Annotated in this window: 21 protein-coding genes; 6 read left to right on the top strand and 15 right to left on the bottom strand. The window is 55.6% G+C overall.

Annotated features, from left to right (window positions below; translation table 11 throughout):
- Positions 1–18: 18 nt before the first annotated feature.
- From ACR3FC_RS02365 to alr, 3 genes are read right to left on the bottom strand one after another with little or no spacing between them, the layout of a single operon-like run.
- Entirely contained in the window at positions 19–765 is a 747-nt protein-coding gene (locus ACR3FC_RS02365; RefSeq protein WP_480473124.1) for an ABC transporter ATP-binding protein, read from the bottom strand.
- Positions 762–1,544, bottom strand: coding sequence for an MlaE family ABC transporter permease (locus ACR3FC_RS02360; RefSeq protein ID WP_480473122.1), 783 nt, complete (start codon positions 1,542–1,544; stop codon positions 762–764). Before ACR3FC_RS02360 ends, ACR3FC_RS02365 begins: the two co-directional genes overlap by 4 nt.
- Entirely contained in the window at positions 1,541–2,575 is a 1,035-nt protein-coding gene (gene alr / locus ACR3FC_RS02355) for an alanine racemase (protein ID WP_480473120.1), read from the bottom strand. The genes ACR3FC_RS02360 and alr overlap by 4 nt, the downstream gene beginning before the upstream one ends.
- A gap of 240 nt (positions 2,576–2,815) precedes the next feature.
- Between alr and ACR3FC_RS02350 the strand changes: the two genes are divergently transcribed.
- Positions 2,816–3,355, top strand: a complete 540-nt coding sequence (locus ACR3FC_RS02350; RefSeq protein WP_480473118.1) for a GNAT family N-acetyltransferase — start codon at positions 2,816–2,818, stop codon at positions 3,353–3,355.
- 155 nt (positions 3,356–3,510) lie between these two features.
- Here ACR3FC_RS02350 and ACR3FC_RS02345 read toward each other — a convergent pair whose 3' ends face one another.
- The 11 genes from ACR3FC_RS02345 to ACR3FC_RS02295 all read right to left on the bottom strand — a co-directional run bounded on the left by ACR3FC_RS02345 (position 3,511) and on the right by ACR3FC_RS02295 (position 14,586).
- Positions 3,511–5,001 carry a replicative DNA helicase gene (locus tag ACR3FC_RS02345; protein ID WP_480473116.1) on the bottom strand — a complete coding sequence of 497 codons (1,491 nt, stop codon included), beginning with the start codon at positions 4,999–5,001 and terminating at the stop codon, positions 3,511–3,513.
- Between the two features lie 199 nt (positions 5,002–5,200).
- Positions 5,201–5,878: an orotate phosphoribosyltransferase gene (locus ACR3FC_RS02340; RefSeq protein WP_480473114.1), complete on the bottom strand. Its 678-nt coding sequence runs from the start codon at positions 5,876–5,878 to the stop codon at positions 5,201–5,203.
- A gap of 148 nt (positions 5,879–6,026) precedes the next feature.
- Entirely contained in the window at positions 6,027–7,019 is a 993-nt protein-coding gene (locus ACR3FC_RS02335) for a type II secretion system F family protein (protein WP_480473112.1), read from the bottom strand.
- Positions 7,020–7,032: 13 nt separating this feature from the next.
- Complete coding sequence (locus ACR3FC_RS02330) at positions 7,033–8,001, bottom strand: type II secretion system F family protein (protein ID WP_480473110.1); 969 nt, start codon at positions 7,999–8,001, stop codon at positions 7,033–7,035.
- Positions 7,998–9,386 (bottom strand): TadA family conjugal transfer-associated ATPase, encoded by a 1,389-nt coding sequence (locus ACR3FC_RS02325; RefSeq protein WP_480473108.1) that lies wholly within the window; start codon positions 9,384–9,386, stop codon positions 7,998–8,000. Before ACR3FC_RS02325 ends, ACR3FC_RS02330 begins: the two co-directional genes overlap by 4 nt.
- 12 nt (positions 9,387–9,398) lie before the next feature.
- Entirely contained in the window at positions 9,399–10,625 is a 1,227-nt protein-coding gene (locus ACR3FC_RS02320; protein ID WP_480473106.1) for a CpaE/TadZ family protein, read from the bottom strand.
- Entirely contained in the window at positions 10,625–11,272 is a 648-nt protein-coding gene (locus ACR3FC_RS02315) for a TadE/TadG family type IV pilus assembly protein (protein ID WP_480473104.1), read from the bottom strand. The genes ACR3FC_RS02320 and ACR3FC_RS02315 overlap by 1 nt, the downstream gene beginning before the upstream one ends.
- Complete coding sequence (locus ACR3FC_RS02310) at positions 11,269–11,766, bottom strand: TadE/TadG family type IV pilus assembly protein (protein ID WP_480473102.1); 498 nt, start codon at positions 11,764–11,766, stop codon at positions 11,269–11,271. Before ACR3FC_RS02310 ends, ACR3FC_RS02315 begins: the two co-directional genes overlap by 4 nt.
- Before the next feature lie 13 nt (positions 11,767–11,779).
- A complete protein-coding gene (locus tag ACR3FC_RS02305; RefSeq protein ID WP_480473100.1) occupies positions 11,780–13,318 on the bottom strand; it encodes a pilus assembly protein TadG-related protein in 1,539 nt (512 codons plus the stop codon).
- A gap of 8 nt (positions 13,319–13,326) precedes the next feature.
- Positions 13,327–14,286 carry a Flp pilus assembly protein CpaB gene (gene cpaB, locus ACR3FC_RS02300; protein WP_480473098.1) on the bottom strand — a complete coding sequence of 320 codons (960 nt, stop codon included), beginning with the start codon at positions 14,284–14,286 and terminating at the stop codon, positions 13,327–13,329.
- 135 nt (positions 14,287–14,421) lie between these two features.
- Positions 14,422–14,586: a Flp family type IVb pilin gene (locus ACR3FC_RS02295; protein WP_480473096.1), complete on the bottom strand. Its 165-nt coding sequence runs from the start codon at positions 14,584–14,586 to the stop codon at positions 14,422–14,424.
- Positions 14,587–15,118: 532 nt separating this feature from the next.
- On the opposite strand from ACR3FC_RS02295, the gene ACR3FC_RS02290 reads away from it, so the two are divergent.
- Both ACR3FC_RS02290 and ACR3FC_RS02285 read left to right on the top strand, forming a co-directional pair.
- A complete protein-coding gene (locus ACR3FC_RS02290; RefSeq protein ID WP_480473094.1) occupies positions 15,119–15,949 on the top strand; it encodes a helix-turn-helix transcriptional regulator in 831 nt (276 codons plus the stop codon).
- Between the two features lie 470 nt (positions 15,950–16,419).
- Positions 16,420–16,605, top strand: coding sequence for a hypothetical protein (locus ACR3FC_RS02285; protein ID WP_480473092.1), 186 nt, complete (start codon positions 16,420–16,422; stop codon positions 16,603–16,605).
- A 236-nt stretch (positions 16,606–16,841) separates the two neighbouring features.
- Here the strand turns inward: ACR3FC_RS02285 and ACR3FC_RS02280 are convergent, their stop codons facing one another.
- Positions 16,842–18,095 carry a hypothetical protein gene (locus ACR3FC_RS02280; RefSeq protein WP_480473090.1) on the bottom strand — a complete coding sequence of 418 codons (1,254 nt, stop codon included), beginning with the start codon at positions 18,093–18,095 and terminating at the stop codon, positions 16,842–16,844.
- Between ACR3FC_RS02280 and ACR3FC_RS02275 the strand changes: the two genes are divergently transcribed.
- From ACR3FC_RS02275 to ACR3FC_RS02265, 3 genes are read left to right on the top strand one after another with little or no spacing between them, the layout of a single operon-like run.
- Positions 18,076–18,663: a PepSY domain-containing protein gene (locus ACR3FC_RS02275; protein ID WP_480473088.1), complete on the top strand. Its 588-nt coding sequence runs from the start codon at positions 18,076–18,078 to the stop codon at positions 18,661–18,663. The two genes, ACR3FC_RS02280 and ACR3FC_RS02275, sit on opposite strands and share 20 nt — an antisense overlap.
- Positions 18,664–18,701: 38 nt before the next feature.
- A complete protein-coding gene (locus ACR3FC_RS02270) occupies positions 18,702–19,361 on the top strand; it encodes a response regulator transcription factor (protein ID WP_480473086.1) in 660 nt (219 codons plus the stop codon).
- On the top strand, positions 19,361–20,716 hold the full coding sequence (locus ACR3FC_RS02265) for an ATP-binding protein (RefSeq protein WP_480473084.1): 1,356 nt from the start codon (positions 19,361–19,363) through the stop codon (positions 20,714–20,716). The genes ACR3FC_RS02270 and ACR3FC_RS02265 overlap by 1 nt, the downstream gene beginning before the upstream one ends.
- The last annotated feature ends 110 nt before the right edge of the window (positions 20,717–20,826 follow it).

Raw genomic sequence — 20,826 nt, 5'->3', positions numbered from 1 at the left:
TGTCCAGCATCACTGCCATCACCGCACCGCCTCAATCGGCCCCTCGGCACTCCCGCTGATAAACTGTTCCACATAAGGATCACCCGAGGCATCCATTTGACCGACTGGTCCAGTCCACTGAATGACGCCTCCGTGCAGCATCGCCACGTTGTCGGCAATGGCGCGGACGGAACTCATGTCGTGGGTGATGGTCATCGCGGTGGCGCCCATCTCTGTCACGATTTCGCGGATCAGGTCGTTGATGACGCCGGACATAATCGGGTCGAGGCCCGTGGTGGGTTCATCAAAAAAGATGATCTCGGGCTCGGCGGCGATGGCGCGGGCAAGGCCCACGCGTTTTTGCATGCCACCTGACAGTTCTGCCGGAAAGCGGTCCGCCACGTCCGATTTCAGGCCCACGCGGCGCAGTTTTTCGATTGCGATCTCGCGCGCTTCTTCGGTGGGGCGTTTCAGGGATCCACGCAGCAGGCGGAAGGCGACGTTCTGCCAGACGGTCAGCGAGTCGAACAGCGCACCGCCCTGAAACAGCATGCCAAACCGCGCCAGAAACGCGTCGCGGTCGCCTTTGGACGCGTCTTTGCCGTCGACATAGATCATGCCGTTGTCGGGTTTGATCAGACCCAGGATACATTTCAGGGCAACAGATTTCCCGGTGCCCGAGCCGCCGATGATGACCATCGAGGTTCCTTTGGGAATCTCAAGATTCATTCCACGCAATACGTGGTTGTCACCAAAGGCTTTTTCTACGTTCTCCATCCGGATCATAGTGAGAAAAACACCCCTGTGAGAACAAAGTTTGCGGCGAGGATCAACACGGCTGCGGCCTCGACCGACCCTTTGGTTGCGCGACCGACACCCTGTGCGCCGCGGCCCGAGTTCATGCCGTAATAGCAACCCATGATAGCCGCGATCACGCCAAAGGCCGCGCCTTTGACCAGAGACGATACAATGTCGCGCATCTCAAGGAAATCGACGGTGTTTTTCAGATACGCCGCCGGGTTGAAGCCCAGGTTCTGCGTGGCGACAGTGTACCCGCCCGCAATCCCGATAACGTCACCTACGGCGACCAGCGCAGGCACGGTGATCAGCGCGGCCAGCACACGCGGAGAAGTAAGGTATTTCATCGGATGAGTGGAGAGCGTGACCAGAGCGTCAATCTGTTCGGTCACTTTCATCGTGGCGATCTCGGCCGCGATGGACGAGGTCACGCGCGCGGCGATCATCAGGCCGACCAGCACCGGGCCAAGTTCTCGCACCATGCCGATGGCGACAATCTGGGGCACGACGGCTTCGGCGTTGAACCGCGCACCGCCCGCATAGATTTGCAAGGCCAGCGCGCCGCCGGTGAAAATGGCGGTCAGGCCGACGACGGGCAGGGACAACCAGCCGATATTCAGCAGGGCCATCCCGAATTCACGCGGATAGAAAGGCGGGCGCAAGATGTGCGACACTGCATCAAGCGCGAACAGGGCCACCCGGCCAAAGGCCGCAAGCAGGCCCAGCACGGTGCGGCCCAGCCCCCCCAGCGCGCTGATTGGGTTCATTCGACGTAGCCCCGCGAATAGCGATTGCCCATTGATGTCAGGATTTCATAGCCGATCGTACCAGCGGCCTCGGCCAGATCATCAACGGTTTGATGACCGTTGAGAATGCGCAGACGCTCCGGGTCTTTCGGCAGGTCTGTGACGTCCACGGTGATCAGATCCATCGAGATACGTCCAACAACCGGGCAGGGTTGGTCGCCCGCAAATGTGTCGATGCCGCCGCCAATGGCGCGATGCAGGCCATCTGCATAGCCGGCAGCAACAGTGGCGATCCGGGATGGCCGTCGCGCCACCCAGGTGTTTCCGTAACCCACGGTCTCGCCCACGGCCAACCTACGCACCTGAATGACGGGAAGGTCAACGGTTACGACCGGTTTTGCACCGGCAAAGGGCATGCCACCGTAAAGGCCGATGCCTGGGCGACAGAAATCGAAATGAAACTCAGGCCCCAAAAGCATCCCGCCCGTCGCTGCCAGAGAGCGCGGCGCGGCGACCCCATCAGTCATCTCGCGGAAGGTTTTCAGTTGTTGCTGGTTCATCGGAAGGTCCGGCTCGTCCGAGCAGGCCAGATGAGACATGATGAGCGCCGGGTTCAAGGCTTCGGCTTTGGAGCGCAACTCTGCCCAGTCGGCAGGTTCAAGACCAAGCCGGTTCATGCCACTGTCCAGTTGGATACCAAACGGGTGGTCGGGCAGGGCCTCTGTGTGGCGTTGAAACTGTTCCGGCGAGTTGATCAGCGGTATCAGGTCGTTGCCGCGCAGCAGATCGGCATCGCCCTCCATATGTCCAGAAAAAACGAAAATCATCGAGCCGGGGCCAACTGCCCCGCGAACGGTTGTGCCTTCTTCTGCGGCAGCCACGAAAAACTTGCGAACGCCTTCTTCTGCCAACGTGTCGCTGACAGGTCCTGCGCCCAGCCCATAGGCATCCGCCTTGACAACGGCGCCGGTTTCAACCCCGGTTTTCGCGTCGAGTGCCCGCCAGTTTCTGGCGAGGGCCTGAAGATTGATCGTCAAACGTGCAGTACTCATGGGACTGTTCATGACATTGCGCCGTCCAAGGTCAAGAGGGAAAGGGCTTTTTCCGCGACAGATTGCGCCGACCAAGCGACAGATACGGCGGAAAACACCCAAAAAAGCAGACATTTTGGCGACTTACTGCTGTGTTAAGCCGTTTTCAGGATTGTCTTCACATAGGTGTTAAAGTGATCTTGTGAACAAGATCGTCCCATCGCGGCAATAAACGGTGCTGCGGCATATGCCGAGGAAATCATGGATTTTTATACCGATCAAACGCCGGACCCGTCCGAAACTGCCCGGTTTTTCGCAGAAGTTTTTTCGGCGTCGGAAAGCCCGGACGAGGGGGCTGTTATCGAAGCTTTCGTGCAAGAGTTGATCGATACCACCCCACCACAGGATCTGATGGTGTGCACCGCGCGACGCGATCAGGTGTTGCTCGGCTGTGCCATCTTTTCCCGAATGCTGTTTCCACAGGATGCGCGCCGGGTTTTTATCCTGTCGCCAATGGCTGTCAGAACAGACAAGCAAAAAGCCGGGATTGGACAGGCTTTGATCGCGTTTGGTCTGGATTGCCTGCGGACAACAGGCGTGAACGTGGCGCTCACCTACGGTGATCCCGCTTACTATCGAAAAACAGGTTTTGAACAGATTTCTGAGGCCACTGCACAACCGCCGCTGAAGCTGAGCCATCCGCATGGCTGGCTGGGGCAGTCGCTGGATGGTCAGGCGCTTGCGCCACTTAGCGGCCCGTCGCTATGCGTGTCTGCGTTGAACAATCCGACGCTTTGGTGAGTGCGGAGTTCAATCTGTCAGAAAACAGGCGGGCGGACCCATTCTCGGTTCGAGCGCTAGATCCTGAATGGCGCGAAAGGTTCAGAGAACCTTTTTTGCTTTGCCAGCAATCAAATGAAGGTCAGGAAAACCCAGGCAAGGCTGTCCTTTCGCGATCAATAACCTTCGATTTCACCACCCTGCTGCCAGGGTTTGACAAGATTGCCGAACCGGGTGAATTGCGCCTCGAATGACAACTCGACCGTGCCGATTGGACCGTGGCGCTGTTTGCCAACGATTATCTCGGCCTTGCCGTGAAGCCGTTCCATGGCCTGCTTCCATTCTTCCATCTTCTCAAGCTCGTGATCGCCGGGTTTTTCACGTTCCTTGTAGTATTCTTCGCGGAACACGAACATCACTACATCGGCGTCCTGTTCGATCGAGCCTGATTCACGCAGGTCAGACAGCTGTGGACGTTTGTCGTCGCGGTTTTCGACTTGGCGGGAAAGCTGCGACAGGGCAATCACCGGAATGTTCAGTTCTTTGGCGATTGCTTTCATGCCCATCGAAATCTCGGCAATCTCGTTAACCCGATTGTCGGACATGCCGCGGCACAGTTGCAGATAGTCGATCACCAGCAGGTCCAGCCCATGCGTACGTTTCAACCGGCGCGCGCGGGCGGCAAGCTGAGAAATCGGAAGGGCGGGCGTGTCGTCGATAAATAGCGGGCAGGCTTCAAGTTCTTTGGCCGCATCCACGAAACGGCGGAATTCGGCCTCGGTCATGTCGCCCTGACGGATTTTGTGGCTGGAGATTTCGGACGCCTCAGCCAGAACGCGCCCGGCCAGCTGTTCGGCGCTCATCTCAAGTGAGAAAAAGCCGACGACCCCGCCGTCAATTGCGCCTTCGGAACCATCCGGTTTCAGACCGCGTTTGTACGCTTTAGCCACGTTGAAGGCCACGTTGGTCGCCAACGAGGTTTTCCCCATCGACGGACGACCCGCGAGAATGATCAGGTCCGAGGGGTGAAGACCACCCAGTTGTTTGTCGAGATCGACCAGACCGGTCGAGATCCCAGCCATGCCGCCACCGCGCTGGTAGGCTTCGTTGGTAACATTGACGGCTTCTGTGACCGCCTTGAGGAAGGACTGGAACCCCTGTTCGGTCTGGCCCTGCTCGGAAAGCTGATAAAGCTGTTGCTCGGCCTCGACGATTTGTTCTTTCGGTTCGCTGGCTACATCAACCCGCGCGGCCTTGTCGGAGATGTCGCGGCCCAAGCGGATCAACTCGCGCCGGATGGCGAGGTCATAGATCATCTGGGCGTAATCATGTACCGCAAAGGCACTGATCGACGCGCCGGCCAGTTTGACAAGATAGGCGGGTCCGCCCAGTTCCTTCAGGCCCTCATCCTCGGCCATGAAGGATTTCAACGTCACAGGCGAGGCCAGCGTGTTCTTTGCAATGCGTGCAGCGGCGACCTCATAAATGCGGGCATGAACCGGGTCATAGAAATGCTCGGACCCAATGATCGAAGCGACCCGGTCGTAAAGGTCGTTGTTCGTCAGAATGGCACCCAGAAGCTGCTGTTCAGCCTCAATGGAATGCGGCATGGTTTCGGCGTTCTGAATCTTTGCCGCTGCCTGCTCGATACTGCTGATCTCGTTCATTGCTGTTCTCTTGCCCCTTGGACAGAGGCCATAACGCAGCGCCCTGAGTCGGCGCAAATTGTATGTTTTCTGGGGATAGCCTGTGCATATCTTCCCACCCCATCATATTGCAGGATGGGGCAGGGCCCCGTCAACATGTTGTGGATGGAGCGTTAGGCTTACTCGTAATGTTTCTGAATGAGAAACGGTTTGCGCAACGTCAGTCTTTGTTCGCGTCCTGCCAGCCACGCGGGTCGTTCAAAAACGCCTCGACCCCGTCAAGTGTTTCCTGATCAAAGGCTTTTTGCGCCTTAGCCTCGGCCAGAACATCCCACCACGTGCAAAGGTGATGCAGCTTCACACCATGGTCGCTCAGCGTCTTCTCGGTTTCGGGGAAGATACCGTAGTAAAAGATCACAGCCGTATGCCCGCAGGTGGCACCGGTCTCGCGGATTGCATCGACGAAGGACAGTTTCGAACCACCATCGGTGGTCAAGTCCTCGACCAGCAACACGCGTTCACCTTCGCTCATTGCGCCTTCAATACGCGCGTTGCGCCCATAACCTTTGGGCTTCTTTCGCACATAGGTCATCGGCAGCGCCATACGTTCGGCCACCATCGCGGCAAAGGGGATGCCCGCAGTTTCGCCGCCCGCAATGTTGTCAAAGGCTTCAAAACCCGCGTCCCGCATTACTGTAACGGTCAGAAAATCCATCAGCGTGGAACGAATGCGCGGGTAGGAGATCAGCTTGCGGCAATCGATATAGGTCGGGCTGGGAAGGCCGCTTGCCAGCGTGAACGGCTCGCGCGCGTTGAAGTGGACAGCCTTGATCTCCAGCAGCATCCGGGCCGTCAGGCGAGCGATTTCAGTGCTATCGGGAAAAGAACTGGGGATCATGGCAGGACCTCGGCGATGAAATGATGTTTCGGGCTGATAGCCCGACCCTTGGCCCGGAGTCGAGAGCTGTTGGAACAAAAGAAAAGCGGACCCCCTAAGGTCCGCTGTTTCCCAGGCATTCAGCTATGCGAACACCATTGTCGCTGCTTTACCCTTGCCCGAACATGTTGACCCACCTGATCAGCATTGGTGCCAGACAAATCAGCAATAGGACAGGCATCATGCACATGGCCATCACGGCAGACATCTGCACAGGCAGACGGTTTGCCTTCTCCTGGGCGCGAAGCTCTCGGTCAAGCCGCATGTCAGTGGCGAACCGGCGTAATGATGCGGATATGCTGGTTCCGTACTGGTTGGATTGCAAAAAGGCGTTCGCGAACGAATTCATCTCGTCGATACCGACCCGGTTCGCCATATCCAGAAAGGCGGCCTGACGTTCTTTGCCTGCCTGCAACTCCAGTTGAAGAACCGAAAACTCCTGCGAGATTTCCGGAGCTGCTTTGGCCATTTCATGCGAGACCCGGATCATCGCCGCGTCAAAGCCCAGCCCGGCCTCGATAGCGACTTGCAACAGGTCGAGCGCGTTTGGCAGGCTGTGTTCGATGGCCCGGCGGCGTTTCTTTATTCGACGTCGCAACCACAGTGCCGGGCCATAAAAGCCCATGACCATCAGTGCCGTCACGACCTGCATTGTGTTAACCCACGTAACACCCTGCAAAAGGTCGGCGATCCCTAACTGAACTTGCGTTTCGATTGGCAAAGCCATGGTTGCTACGAACGCGGCAGGCAACACAAACCCCAGGACGACCCGAAAGGTATAATATGTGCGAATGGCGTGCTTCTGCCGAATTCCGGCTTGTTTCAAAAGCTTGCCGATCTTGGAGCGTTCGCGTTTTGACGACGGGACAAAGGCCTTCAGCAACCCGTGCGGGTCGCTGTTGTCACCCTGGATAAGGTCAAAATCCTGCCCATGCCCTTGTGATACCGTCCCAACGCGCATGCGGCGTGCTGCCGTGTTTTCACTGGCCGCAAATCCGGAAAGGCCCATGACGACAAAAAAAACACTAAGGGCGATTCCGACCAACAGGATCAACTGCGGTGTGACGCGCGGATCGTTTAGAATGTCCTGAAGAATATCCATATCCCAATTCCCTTTAGAATCTGAATTTAACCAGTCGCTTCAGGATGAAACCCTGGGCAACTGTCAGGCCAATGATCACCTGGGCGAAATACGGAAACAGCGGATCGCTGCGTACGTCGCCGTAAAATGTTGGCGAGGAGACCTCGATCGAAAGATAAATGATGACCGGCAAAATTGTGAGGATAAGGCTGCTCAGGCGACCTTCGGCAGAGATTGCCTTGATCTTCTTTTGCATCGTGTGCCGGTCCCGGATGGTCTGGGACAGAATGCTTAGAACGCGAGACAGGTTGCCGCCGGTTCCATGCTGAATGCCGATACTTACGGCAAGGTATTTTGCATCCTCTGTTCCGACCCGTTGCGCAAAGTCGTGAAAGGCGGTCGCGACGTCATCACCATAGTTGATCTGATCTTTGATGATGCCAAACTCTGACCCGATCGGATCCGGTAGATCAGAGGCAACGTTTCCAACCGTCACCGCGACGGGGTGGCCCACTTTCAGCCCCCGGGCCATCAGGTCTAACGCGTCAGGCAGTTGTTTCGTCAGTTTCTTCGCGCGGGCGTCTTTCACGGCGACCAGCAGGATGATCGGGCTGATGAGGCCGAAAACTGCGCTCAGAATGACCGCCAGTTCCAGGGCAAGGAACCGGGAGGCCCCGAAAAAGATCATCAAAACCAGAAGGGAGACGGCGAGAACCACCCAAATCGGGTTGACCGCCACACCAGCTTGCACAAGCAGACGGCGAAACCGCGTAATCAGCCCGGCTTTTTCACCAGCAGCCAGCATCGCCGGATCGCGGAGCAGCTGCAACACCTGATCCGTCGAAGCCCCGTTCTGGATCAGTTTCATACGGCGGTTTCTGGCCTCGCCATGCGTTTCCTTGCGCGCCAGAAGCTGGTGAACGCCTTCGTAGGCGAGCAGAATTCCCAGAAAAATCGAAATATAGATCAGGATGTTCAGTGTATTGGGCTGAAAGTCAATCATGATGCCGTTGCCCCGTGAATAAACATGTTGGTGTCCACATCAACACCAGCCGCTACCAGCTGGTCGAAGCATTTTGGCCGTATTCCGGTTGGCAGGAATTCTCCCAGAACGTCGCCATTCTCAGACTTGCCACGGCGTTTGAAGACAAAGATGTCCTGCATCGTGATCGTGTCGTCTTCCATGCCCGTGATTTCGGAAATACTGACGACCCTGCGTGTCCCGTCGCTCAGACGGCTGAGTTGCAGGACGATCTGAATGGCCGAGGCGATTTGAGACCGGATGGTTCTGACGGGCAAATCCGCCCCCAGCATCGTCACCATCTGTTCGACCCGGCTGAGTGCATCGCGGGCCGAGTTCGCATGTACGGTCGTCATGGAGCCGTCATGTCCTGTATTCATGGCCTGAAGCATGTCAAAGCATTCGGCACCACGGACTTCGCCGACAATAATGCGGTCAGGCCGCATCCTGAGTGCGTTGCGCACCAGATCCCGCTGTGTAATCACCCCTTGACCTTCCGAGTTGGGGGGACGGGTTTCCAAGCGAACGACATGGCTTTGCTGTAACTGAAGTTCGGCCGCATCTTCGATTGTCACGATACGCTGCTTGCCGTCGATAAAGGATGAAACGGCGTTCAGCATTGTTGTCTTGCCGGAACCGGTACCGCCCGAAATCAGAATGTTCAGCCTGGCTTCGACCAGCGCAGCCAGTAGCTTGGCTGCCTGTTCGTTCATGCTGTCCCGCTGGACCAGCTTGTCGATGGTCAGGGGATTGCGCGAGAATTTGCGGATCGACAACGCCGGTCCATCAACTGAACACGGGCGAATAATCGCGTTGACCCGGCTTCCGTCTTCCAGACGCGCATCGACCCATGGCTGGGATTCATCGATACGACGGCCGACCCGGCTGACGATTTTGTCAATGATCCGAAGCAGATGGCGTTCGTCGCGAAAGCGCACGGACGATTGCTCGAGCAGGCCAAAGCGTTCCACGTAGACCTGATCATAAGAGTTGACGAGAATGTCGTTGATGGTCGGGTCTTCCAGAAGAGGTTCCAGAGGGCCCAGACCCATCACTTCGTGAATGAGTTCATCAACAAGGGCTGTAAATGCCTCGGACCGTAAATGAAGGCGTTCGGCCTCGATCAGCCCGGTAACCAGCGCAGCGATCTGACGTTTCAGTTCGGATCGTTCGACCTTGTCGATCACGGACAGGTTCAGACGGTCGAGAAGCTCGCTGTGCAGGCGACTTTTAAGCTCCAGATGCGCTTGCAGGTCAACGTCCACCGGTTCTGGTGTTGCCTTGGATTTTGGTACCTCGATTGGCCGTTCCAGAACCAACACATTCGACTTGGACGCGGCCCGGCGTGATTTGTACTCGTTAAACACGGCGATCTCCCATTATACAGTTTTTTGTGCGGCTGGCCGGGTGCCTTCGGACATGGACGCAGCCAGTTTCGTCAGGGCCTTGCCAAGGTCCGAATGCGGCTTCATGTCCACAATCGGTCGTCCCAGATCGACCGCGTTTCGCGCAATCTTGGGATTGTCCGGCAGCCAGTGCTTCAGTTTCGTTTCCAGCACCTTTTCAGCCTCGCGAACATGTGCAGGTTTGATCAACGTCTTCCGCTCGCGGTTCACGACAACCTCGACCGGCAGGGCCACGTTCGCCTCGCGATAGAAATCGATCAGGCGCCGGGTCTGGCGAACGCATGGAACCGTGGTGTCAGTTACCAGCGCCAGTTGGTTCGCGCGTTTGAAAATGGGTTCGACCCATTCCACAACGGCACAGGGCAGGTCGATGACAACATAGTCGTACCGGCGCTGAAGCAGGTCGAGCATCCCCTCGATCAAGCCCGGTCGTATGGATTGAAGCGGAACCAGCGGCGCGGGCGCGCACAACACATCAATGCCGAGCGTATGGTTCTGAAGGATCGACGTCAGGAAATGATCATCCGGCTCTTCCTGATTTTCGATGAGTTGGAGGCATCCCCCGTTATCTTCAAGATCCAGAAACACGTTCGCGTTTCCGAATTGCAGATCAAAATCCAGAAGCGCGACGCGGTTTTTCGCCTTTTTCCTCAGGAAGGATCCTTTCCCGCCCACCAGCGAGCAGGCAAGGTTGACTGCGACCGTTGACGCTCCGATCCCACCGCGGGATTTTGCAACCGGAATGACGGTGCCAAGGGCAGAGGGACCATTTTGAATGAATCCCTGCGGAAGTGATCGGGAGGAGATTTTTTCTGCTACCGCAGCTTTCAGCCCATCCTCATCAATGGACAGGGGCAGAACTTCGTCGATGCCGATTTTCCGCAACTCGCGGGCGACCGAGATCGAAACGTCATTCTGCGTCAGCGCGACAAACAAGGTGTCGTCTTGTCGATGGGTCAGCAGGTCTTTGACAGCCAGAACCTCGCCCGCGTCGCAGGGGTCGATTTCGAAAATAACCAGGTCATGCTTGAATGCCAGATTGCGTGCTGTTCCGTTCAAAGCTTTGAAAGAACCCGCATTCTCTGAGATTTCATTATTTTGACCGGCGGGAAAGGCATTGGCGACCACCTGAGCGACGGTTTCGCTTTCAGATACAAGCATGACAGAATGTGAATTGAGATTGGAAACGTTCTTAACCATTAACCTGACTCTCCTGATGCCAGGTCTTCGGCAGGCAGCGAAACGCTGAAATTGGAAAACCCGGCTGTTGAAGGAATTGTGCTGCTGGTCGCGCCCGCGGCGTTTGCAAGCGCGGCCAGTGGCGACACGAACTGAAAATCATTCAGGTTCAGCTCAACCGTGACCATGGGTGTGTAAGGGCCACCCAGGAAGCCCAGATTGGAATTGAAATCATAGGAAAACTGCAGGGCGTCAATCGTCGTGCCGGGGGGCAGCAACGGGTTGATGCGCCCCCAGATTTCAGATGCTGTGGTGTTGGCGGCGTCACCCGTACAAGGTGGCGTTACCGGGTCGGCACATACGCCAGCCGACGCACTGCATGGGGTGCCAAAGCGAGGGGACAACGCGGATGTTCCCCGCGTGTGGGTTTGTGGCACACCCGGACATGCCGCAGGGCGCACCACAGCGATGCGCGCCGCCAGCTGTGCCGCCTTCTGCGCGTTCACTCCGCTGTATGATAGCCGACCAAAGTCCAGCAATGCCAGGAACAGGAAGGAAAACAGGGACACCACCACGGCAAATTCAACAAGAACCCCACCATTTTGGTCGCGTAGCACCTTGTCCGCGACCTGGCGCCAGGTGGCGCGATTTTTCCGCAACCATGTCATTGGCCAAATATCCGCGATGTGTCAGCGACGTCGGTGGTTATCGATGACGCACCGCTGCCGAAAAGCTTCAGAATGCCCCCTAGCGGAAACTGAACGGTGATATTGGCGCTTACCTGACCGACAGGCGCCGGGTTCATACGATACGTACCGGACACGCAGGTCAGGCTGGGCGTTACCGAGTTGACCGTTATGCTGGGCGGAAACAGGCTGTTGCCGTGAATGTCACGCTCGACAATCCCTTTCAGAGTTGTGCTGAGCCCCGCGACTGTTCCGCCAGACGAACAGATATCCGAGGGCGTGACGCGCGACATGTATCGGCTGGCATCCCGGACCCCGGCAATGACCGACTGGTACGACCACATAAGGCGTGCGGATTCCAGGGTTACTGCCAACAGCAGCAGCATAATCGGCATGACAAGGCCAAACTCGACAAGGATCGCACCATCTTCGTTTTTGGCGAAGCGTTTGAAAGGGGATCTGAGGCGAATACACATGAACACTCTGCCCCTATCGATACAACTGTACGACGTCGCGAAAGATGCCGCCGAACCCGTTGCCGCCGCTGCCAACACCGGTCACATCGGGGAAACCGACGACCTCTCCGTGGATGTCGAAACTGGGGGGCGAGCCGCCGTCATCACCCACCGGTTCAGTCAGGAACACGGCAACAAATTTTGTGACTGGAACTCCGGTAGTCGAACCGGATACCGGGTTCTGCGCGCAATCAACACCAGCAGCCGTAACAACGCGCCGCGCCGGGTCTTCGGACATCTGGCTGGAACACATCGGGCGGCCGGTTTCAGCAAGCGAAGGGTCCAGAATGGAGTTTGCGTTCGGCGGCGCGTGTGGGTTTGTATTTCCGTAGGCTATTTCCCTCAGATACATTCCGTACCGCGTCCCGGCGAAAACGGTATCCGACCCGGACAGCGCGGGCAGATGCGTGTCGCTGCCTATGCCGTCGGCAAGCCCATCTGCCAGATCGTGGTTTCGATTAAGGTACCCGATTCGATCCCAGTTGCCGTCGCCGAAACGGTTGTTTCCGCCGCATGTGCCCGCAGTCATGCACAGGTCGCGCCCAAGGCCGGTTGTATCAGGGGTCGTCTGTTCATTTCCCTGAATGCAAGCGCCGCCACCGTTGCTTTCAATCCCCTTGATCACATTTGGTGCGGGCGCGAAATCGATGTTGTTTTTCTCACCGTTGAGAACCGAGCGGTAGATGTCAAAGCGGACGTTGAATGCCGCATTGGTAATGCCGTTTTTCTGGCCGGGTTCGGTGTTCAGACCATTGGTCAGAACACATTGAGTGATCTGGCTTTGCGCCGCGATCAGACAGGCCAGTTTATTGCCCCCTTCGTCGGCACACACACCCGAGCTGTCTTGGAAATTCGCCAGATCAATAAAGCCGAAGTTACCCGGTCCCCAGGCCGTTCCGTTGCCGCCGCTGCGCAACAGGATCTGGTCGCCCACAGTCAAAGTGGATTCCCAATTCGGGGGCAGGCAGAACATCAGGGGTGAGATATCGCACGCCGCTTTCGAGTATCCGGCCACTGCCTCGGCTGAAACACTGGCAGCAGAAAACCCAGCTCCTCCAAGCATCTTGTCCAGCGCCGAAGCCAGGCTCATCGTCAGGGATTTGGGTGTCAACACGACTTGCGCGAACCTGGCCTTCCGTGGATCAGTTGTAATATCTGCGCCAAGCGGGGTCAGATCCGATGCCGGAAGCGCCGAGTGAAACAAGAGGGTATAATCCGACGATCCTGAAAGCGTGGTTGCCCCGTTCGCGAAGGTCTGGCTGTCGCTGACAAGATTTGCTGCTGCATTTGTGGCGCGTGTAATCGCGTCTGGTTGGCCGTCCAACTCTCCCGCTGCGGCCAAAGCCACGTTGTCGGCAAATGACTGCAGCTCTGCATGTGTCGAATTCAACCGGCCAACGTCCAGCGTGATCGCAAAGAACCCGAGGAATGCGACCAAAGCTGTGCCCCACAGGATCGCGACGGTGCCGTTCTCCTCTCTGGCGAATGCGGATATGATTGCATGTGCACGCATGGCTGAACTTATTGGCCAGGTGTCTGACTGACTGTGATTGGGCGAATGCGGGGTTTGACGCGCGGCATCGCGGACGCCGGCGCAAGGTGCGCATCTTTTGGGGTATCAGGTTGCAACTCGGCGGCTGGCGCGGCTTCTGTTTCCTGTTCCGCTTCTTCCTGTTGCCGCTGGATGGTCACAACCTCGGTCTCGGTTCCCCGGCGCAGCTTTACAGTGGGTTGAATATCAACCTTTTCTGCCGGTCCTTCCTCCTGCAAAAGATCGCGCAGGCGAACCATCTCCATGGGCTCATCCTCGACGCTGTCCAGGGTGCGCAGTGTCAGACTTAGGGTTCCGGCCTTTTGAGCCAGGGCCAGACGTTGACCTTGCTGCGGGGTCACTTCCACCGTGATCGTGCGGGCGACCTCAGGCTGATCGCTTAATTCTTCCGACTGCTGGTCTACGCCAATGACGCGAATATTCTGCAAGATGGTGACCGCGCGCAGGTCCTGCTTGGCACCTTGGGTCAAGACGATATCAACGTGATCGCCCGGGGTAACAAAACCGCCCACGGCCGTTACAGCATCGACCTCGATTGCCATGGCGCGTGTGTTTTCCCCCAACTTCTGAACAAGGGTGACTTTTTCACCAAAGTTCGAAACCTTGGAAAGAAGCATTACTTCGCCGGGATAGAACCGGCCCTTGGCACGCCGCAGCTGACGGCGATTGTTTGGAACAAGTACATCAATGTCCGTGAAAACTCCGGCCGGGAGCGCCTCGCGCGGCCAGGGATGAATTGTGACGTCGTGCGCTTCGATCGTTTGACCAAAAGCGATTTCTGATCGGGCCACGTAGATCTCAACCAGATCGGCACTTGGCGAAACACCGGCAGTGCTTGTCTTAAACTGAATGTGATCTTTCGCCAGGTAAACGGAACCGGACGCTATCGCAATTCCAAACAGTGTAGAAATGATTGGCCTGATACGCATCACTCTCTCCAACAATTACGTTCTGAAATATGGAACTTCGGTCGTCTTGCTTTCGCGAAATTCCTGGCGGTGAACTCTGCGCCGCAACAGTGGCACGGCGGCACAGAGTTCAGTATTTTGGTAAGTGTGTTTGGGTCAGCAGGTCGGGCTACCCAGAGCATCGCATGCACCAAGCACGTTTGTGTTGGTGGTTCGGCCCAGGTAATCGAACGCGCCAACAGCAACCGACGCCACGACCAAAAGAGCCAGGCCATATTCGACAATTGCTGCACCGCTTTCATTCTTAACGAACTTCTTCATGAATTTAGTCATTATTTCCCCCAAATAGGTTAGACGTTTTCAGCGCTCAATATTCTTGAGCGCAAGCCAGGCGAAAATGCATTAGCTCGGGAATCAGAATAGAATCGCAGGAAATGCGTGACCTCCTTCAAAGGTAACTGAAAAACAACCAAAGATTGAAATATTTTAAAGTAATAACATCCACGGGAGATTAATTTTAACCCTGAATTAACAACCTATTAACATACGGCGAATCGCCTTTTTTCGAAACAATGAATTGAGTCGGGTCGCAATTGTGAGCAGGATGGTTGTTGATTTTTACTGAACGGTCAGGCAATCGCGGATTGGTCCCGTGCCGATTGTTGGTGATATGCCTCATAAAAACACATTAAAAACAAATAGTTAAAGTTATGTAGTAGTATTTGTTTGAAAACTTTCCGCGCAGACAAGCCAGATAATTCCGGTTGCTGTGGCTGCGTAAGGGGCACAAATTTGTTGTTGTAATCCGAACCTGTTTGTTTGGTCGGTCTGTTTGGTTGAATGGTTAATTGTTATGAGTGTGAGTTTCTTAAAGAGCGCTCAGGCGAGGGAGAGTCTGGACTTTGTAGTGGAGTGGACTCAGGCCCTGTGCGGTAATGGCTCCTTGTCTCGATCCGTAAATTGTTTAATGCGCCTGGTAAATGCTGATGCGGTTCTAATTGTCAGAACGCAGAAAAAAGGTTGGAAGGCAAAGCATATTGCGCGCTGTTGTGTCCAGCTGGGAAAAATCTGGCCTTCACAGCCGCAAACGCAGGCCGAGCTGGTTATTGGGGAGTGTATATCAGCTGCAAGAGCGGGTTCAGTCTGGAAACTATCAGACCTGGTGTTTTCCGACGCATCACCAATGTCCCATTATCGGCCTCAAAAGCCTGAAGGGCTGGTGGAGGTTATCCTGATTCCGCTGGACGTAGCCGGGGCGCAGGTCGATTACATCGAGCTTCATTACAGTATTCGCCCGCAGACCTTCGAACTTGATCTGATAAGTGCGCTGGCTCCAACACTTTCATCTGGCTGGAGTAAACGCTTACCCGGAACGGTTGCTGCCAATTCCGAAGTTCTTCGGGGTCACCGGTCCAGATACGACAGCAACAATCGCTTCGTTCCAATCCTTGATCCAAATAACCCAGCCGAACTCAGCAGATGCGAGTTTCGGGTATGTGCGATGATGAAAGAGGGAATGACAGTGAAGACAATCTCGGAGACTTTGTCCATTGGCCCGACGACGGTTCGTTCGCACTTAAGTTCCATATTTTCCAAGACAGGGGCGACGAGCCAGATCGAGCTTTTGCATCTATTGAACCGAAGCGTTGATGCTGACAGGGGTTTTGCTCAGATCGCGGGTTAGCGAACCGAATGGATTGCTACCAGGACGGTCTGAAGACCTTTCCTTGATCTTTTTTGGATCTATCCGCCGTCATGGTCTCGCCTTTTGTCGTGCCACGCCGGTCGAACAACCGCTGAACTGTGTCGCAATTTCGTCGGCTGTTTTGTAAGTTTCTTTTTTTGGCCGCAATTTTGCCCTCTATTGCCGTGTAGGGAATCTGACTCGTTCGCTTTGACGATCTGCCACTTTCGTGCGGGGAAACAACCCTACGGAGTAGGGGGAGTTCGCCTGATTTTTCTGTTCGTCCCACTTGATCGCAGATACAATAGAAGGAATTATCCTTTTTTGTTAACGGCTTAGTCTTTGTTCATGATTTCGCGACAACATTAACATAATGTGAACAATGTATTCTCTGAGTGTTCAACTGGTTCGGGGCATACTGATCGCACAGGCCGGGCAAACCACGTCCGGTTGAATGGAAGGGGAACAGCATGATCAAGACTGCTATTGAGGTTGCGCCGTATGCATGTGCGACAATGCAACCCCATAATCCCGTCATGAATGGCGAAGTTTCAAGCAATACAAATTCGAGCAGCAGTCGCTTCCCTCCTATCGAAAATGCACTGACAGAAATCGTAAATAACAAGCGACTTGAAGAGGCGAACCGGGACTTCTGAAGATCAGAACGTCCGATAGATTTCCAGATCAACATGATCAGGGAACAATAAAGCCCGCTCCGAATTGGAGCGGGCTATATTTTTTCTCAGTAACTTTTGCCAACTTGCGTAGGGCATGCGCGCAATACAACCTGGCGGTCAGGATCTTTACGAGAAAGTCGGGCCAGCCAAACGGCTGGTAATCACTTAGCTGGCCCGGTCTTTTGCCCACTTCATAAGAATGAAGGCAAAAGCTGTTAGCTATCCAGTCCGAGCATTGCCTTTACAGCAGCCTCGACCTCGTCGGTGACGGGTTTGTTCGCAGCGTCTTCCAATGCCGCGCGCTCATCGAGTGACTGCTGCTCAACGGCGTCAGTCAGGTCTTCGACGTCTTGCACGGCTTCCTCATATTCCAAGGCTGCCTGTTTTTCGGCATTCAGGCTGTCAGCGGTATCTTTGGAAGCCTGCAGATCATCGTTTGCGTCCTGAAGAGCGTCCTCGATATCAGGATCGGTGCCTCCCGCGTCTGCCAGCTGCTGTTCGAGATCATCGACGATGTCCTGCTTTTCCTGAACATCGGCCAGCGCTTCCTCAAGGTCGTCATTGATTTCGGCGCTGGAGCGATCCGGCGGGGTCATATCATCCAGAAGGTCTTGTTTTTCGGCAAGTTCAGCTCGGATGCTGTCGCCAGCCAGAACCGTATCGCGATAGGTTGCAATGCGACCGACGCGCGAATTCGGTGCAGCGTTCTGAAGGGCCTTCTCACTTGCGTTGGCTGCGTTCAGTGCACCCAGTTCTGAAGGGTGGACACCCAGTGCGGCAGCCAGTTTATTCCCCTTCTTATGGGAATCGGTCAGGTCCGTTTCCTCGACCTGAACCTTGGATTTTGTCGCGTGCGCGGCCGGTGCGGTCTTGGTCTGAGTTTTCTTGGACTTCTTACCGGTAAACAGCTCTTTCAAAGAGAACGATTTTCCCTTCGAGGATTTTGACTTCGAACCCTTTGCGCCAGAGGTTGTGCGCCCCGACTTACCGGCGGATTTTGAACCACCACTTTTGGTCGCCCCATTACCACCGCCGTTGCCTTTGCCATTTCCGGCGTTGTCGCTGTTTCCATTACCGCCGCCGTTTCCTTTACCGCCACCATTGCCTCCACCGTTGCCATTGCCGTCTTTGGCGTAGGCCACATCTGGAAGGGCAACTGCCGCCACGATAGCAGTGGAGCCCAACATTGCGATTGCGAGAGCGGAGGCCTTCAGCACGCCGGTCAAATTGGTTTTCATAGCGATCCTCGTAGGTCGAACGCGAGTTTCATTTGGGCCGGCAGAGTATTTCGCGGTCTGCACACACGAAAAACCGCTAGCCGGAATCAATATCTGACAGGTGCTATCTAAACCGATCATCATTGAACCCACGCCAAACTGGTCGTTCATCGCCAGTTCATGTTGAAATCGGTAGATTGTTAAGGTGGTTGCGCAGTAAAGAGTGCCGAAGATGAAGAAGCTCTTGACCATCTTGTTTCTTGTTGCCGTTCTCCAGCCCGGAGAAGGCGATGCAGCCGTTCGTGAGCTGAAGCAGGCGGAGCTGCGCAAAGCGACAACCACTGGCAACGCTATCCGTCTTCAGGACGTCATTAAAGGCGTCGAGCAGGTCTTTGGCGGAACGCCCATTGATGCGCGTGCTTTTCAGGCCGACAAAGTTTACTACCGCGTGCTGGTCAAAAAACCGAACGGGAAGATTGTTAGTGTTATTGTTAACGCAAAAACCGGCGTCGTCGTTTCCAACAGGTCCACGATCGGCAAACAAATCTCAGAAGCGGCGAAATCTGCGCCCGGAAACTCGGCCAATGCGAAATCTCAAGGCAAGTCTTCTGCCAACGCAAACGGGGGTCAAAGCGGCAACCGTGGGAACAGCGGTGGCGGTCACGGCAATTCTGGCGGCAATGGTGGAGGCAATTCCGGAGGTAACGGTGGCGGCAATTCCGGAGGCAACGGTGGTGGCAATTCCGGAGGCAACGGTGGTGGCAACTCTGGTGGAAATGGCGGCGGCAATTCTGGCGGAAACGGTGGTGGTAAAAAGTAATGGTTAAACTGCCATACGCACGCCTATAATTCCTAAGTATGAGAGTCTTACTGGCAGAAGACGAACCGCACCTTTGCGAGCAGATCAAGAAACTGTTGAACGCTGAAGGTCGGGTCGTAGACATTGTGAACAGCGGCCTGGAAGCTTTGCATCTGGGCGCAACAGAACCTTATGACATGATCATCCTCGATATTGGATTGCCGGAACGTGATGGCATTTCAGTTCTACGGGAATGGCGCAGTGCGGGTATCAAGACACCTGTGCTGATCCTCACGGCCCGCGATGGCTGGAGCGAAAGGGTCGACGGGTTGGACGCAGGCGCGGACGACTACATGACCAAGCCGTTCCATATGCCCGAACTGGCAGCGCGGGTCCGTGCCATCCTGCGGCGGCAGAGCGGCCAGTTGAATCCCGTCGTTGAAATGGGAAATGTTGTGCTGGATACCCGCAACGGGCGTGTGACGGCGGATGGCGTGCCCATCGACCTGACCGCCCAGGAGCTGGCTGTTCTCACCTATCTGGCCCATAATATTGGGCGTATGATCTCAAGGACCGAACTGTCAGAGCATATCTACGAATACGATGGAGACAGGGACTCGAACACCATCGCCGTCTTCATAACCCGTCTGCGCAAAAAACTTGGCCCTGATCTGATCACAACGATTAGGGGCCGCGGATATATGATCGACTCTGCCTGATGTTATCCCTGCGTCAACGGGCTCTACTGGGGGGGATCGCGTCGGGTGCCCTTTCAGTGGGTGTCGGTACGCTGGCCGTGTTCTCGTTCATTAATGCTCGCGTTTCAGACAGGTTTGATACCGCACTACTTGATCGTCACACGCAACTGGTCGTTGGGTTGAGCGTTACGACCCATGATCCGGATGCGCTGCGGGATCTGATGTTCGATCCAGCCTATGGCACACCGTATTCCGGCAGATACTGGCAAGTCAGCAACAGCGAAGGCGAGATCTTTACCTCGGCTTCCTTGTTCGACGAAGTCATTGCCGAACCCCCTGGGAACCCTGATGTAACGACGCTTTGGAACACGCCCGGTCCGGAAAGCGAAGCTTTACGAGGAGCCTTTCAGAGAATTACTTATGAGGATGGTACGGTCTGGGGGGTAAGCGTTGCCGAAAGTCAGGCCCAGCTTGTCGCGGAACGTCGCGCTGCACAACAAAACCTGCTTCCGGTTTTTGCGCTGGTCGGTCTGATCGGTGTCGTTGGATCGCTACTGCTGACGTCAATCATCCTGACGCCACTCAGAAAGCTGCGGTCGGATGTGGCGCACCGTTGGGAACGGGACGAAGACCTTAGACCAGGCGATTATCCAGAAGAGGTGTCTCCTCTGGTCGAGGATTTGAACCAGCTCTTGCGCCGAAATCGGGAAATCGTATCAGGATCACGTCGTCAGGCGGCAGATTTGGCTCATGCCCTGAAAACACCTACTGCGATCATGCGCAATGAACTGGTGCTGTTGTCCGAAGCGGGAGGTTCTACGGATACTGCTGTGGAAGCTCTCGACCGTATTGACGCGCAACTGGGCCGGTCTTTGGCCAGAATGCGGGCGCTGAACACTGCAGATTTGACCCATTCTCGTACTGATCTGTCTCATTCGATTGATCGACTGGCGCGGCTGTTCACGACCATGGCCGAGCGCGATGGAAAGTCATTGAAAATTGAGCGCGACCCGGGTCTTTGGGTGCGTATGGACGCGCAGGATATCGAAGAAGTTTTGGGCAACCTGCTGGATAACGCAGTCAAATGGTGCAAACACAAGGTCCGTTTGACGGCTAAGAGGACCCAGAACGGGATCGAAGTTGTGATTGACGATGATGGCCCGGGAATTCCTCAGGACGCTCACCGCGAGGCGCTACGTTCTGGGGGAAGGCTGGATACTTCTGTCTCGGGCAGCGGCCTTGGGCTGGCTATAGCGGTTGATCTGCTGAAGGCTTATGACTGCCGGATTGAACTGGGGGCATCCGGTTTTCTAGGCGGTTTGGAATGCCGGATCGTTATACCAAAAGGAACCAACGCGCATTCTGCATCAGGATGATTTTTTGCCCTGAAGGTTCAGGGTGGTTTGGGTGTGTCGTAAGTGGACAAGACGCGAAAACAAGAAAAGCGGACCCATGACAGGTCCGCTTTTGCCCTTGCGGGCGACAG

It is taken from the genome of Ruegeria sp. AF3 (genome assembly GCF_056536285.1).
This window is presented reverse-complemented; position numbering and strand designations above follow the sequence as displayed.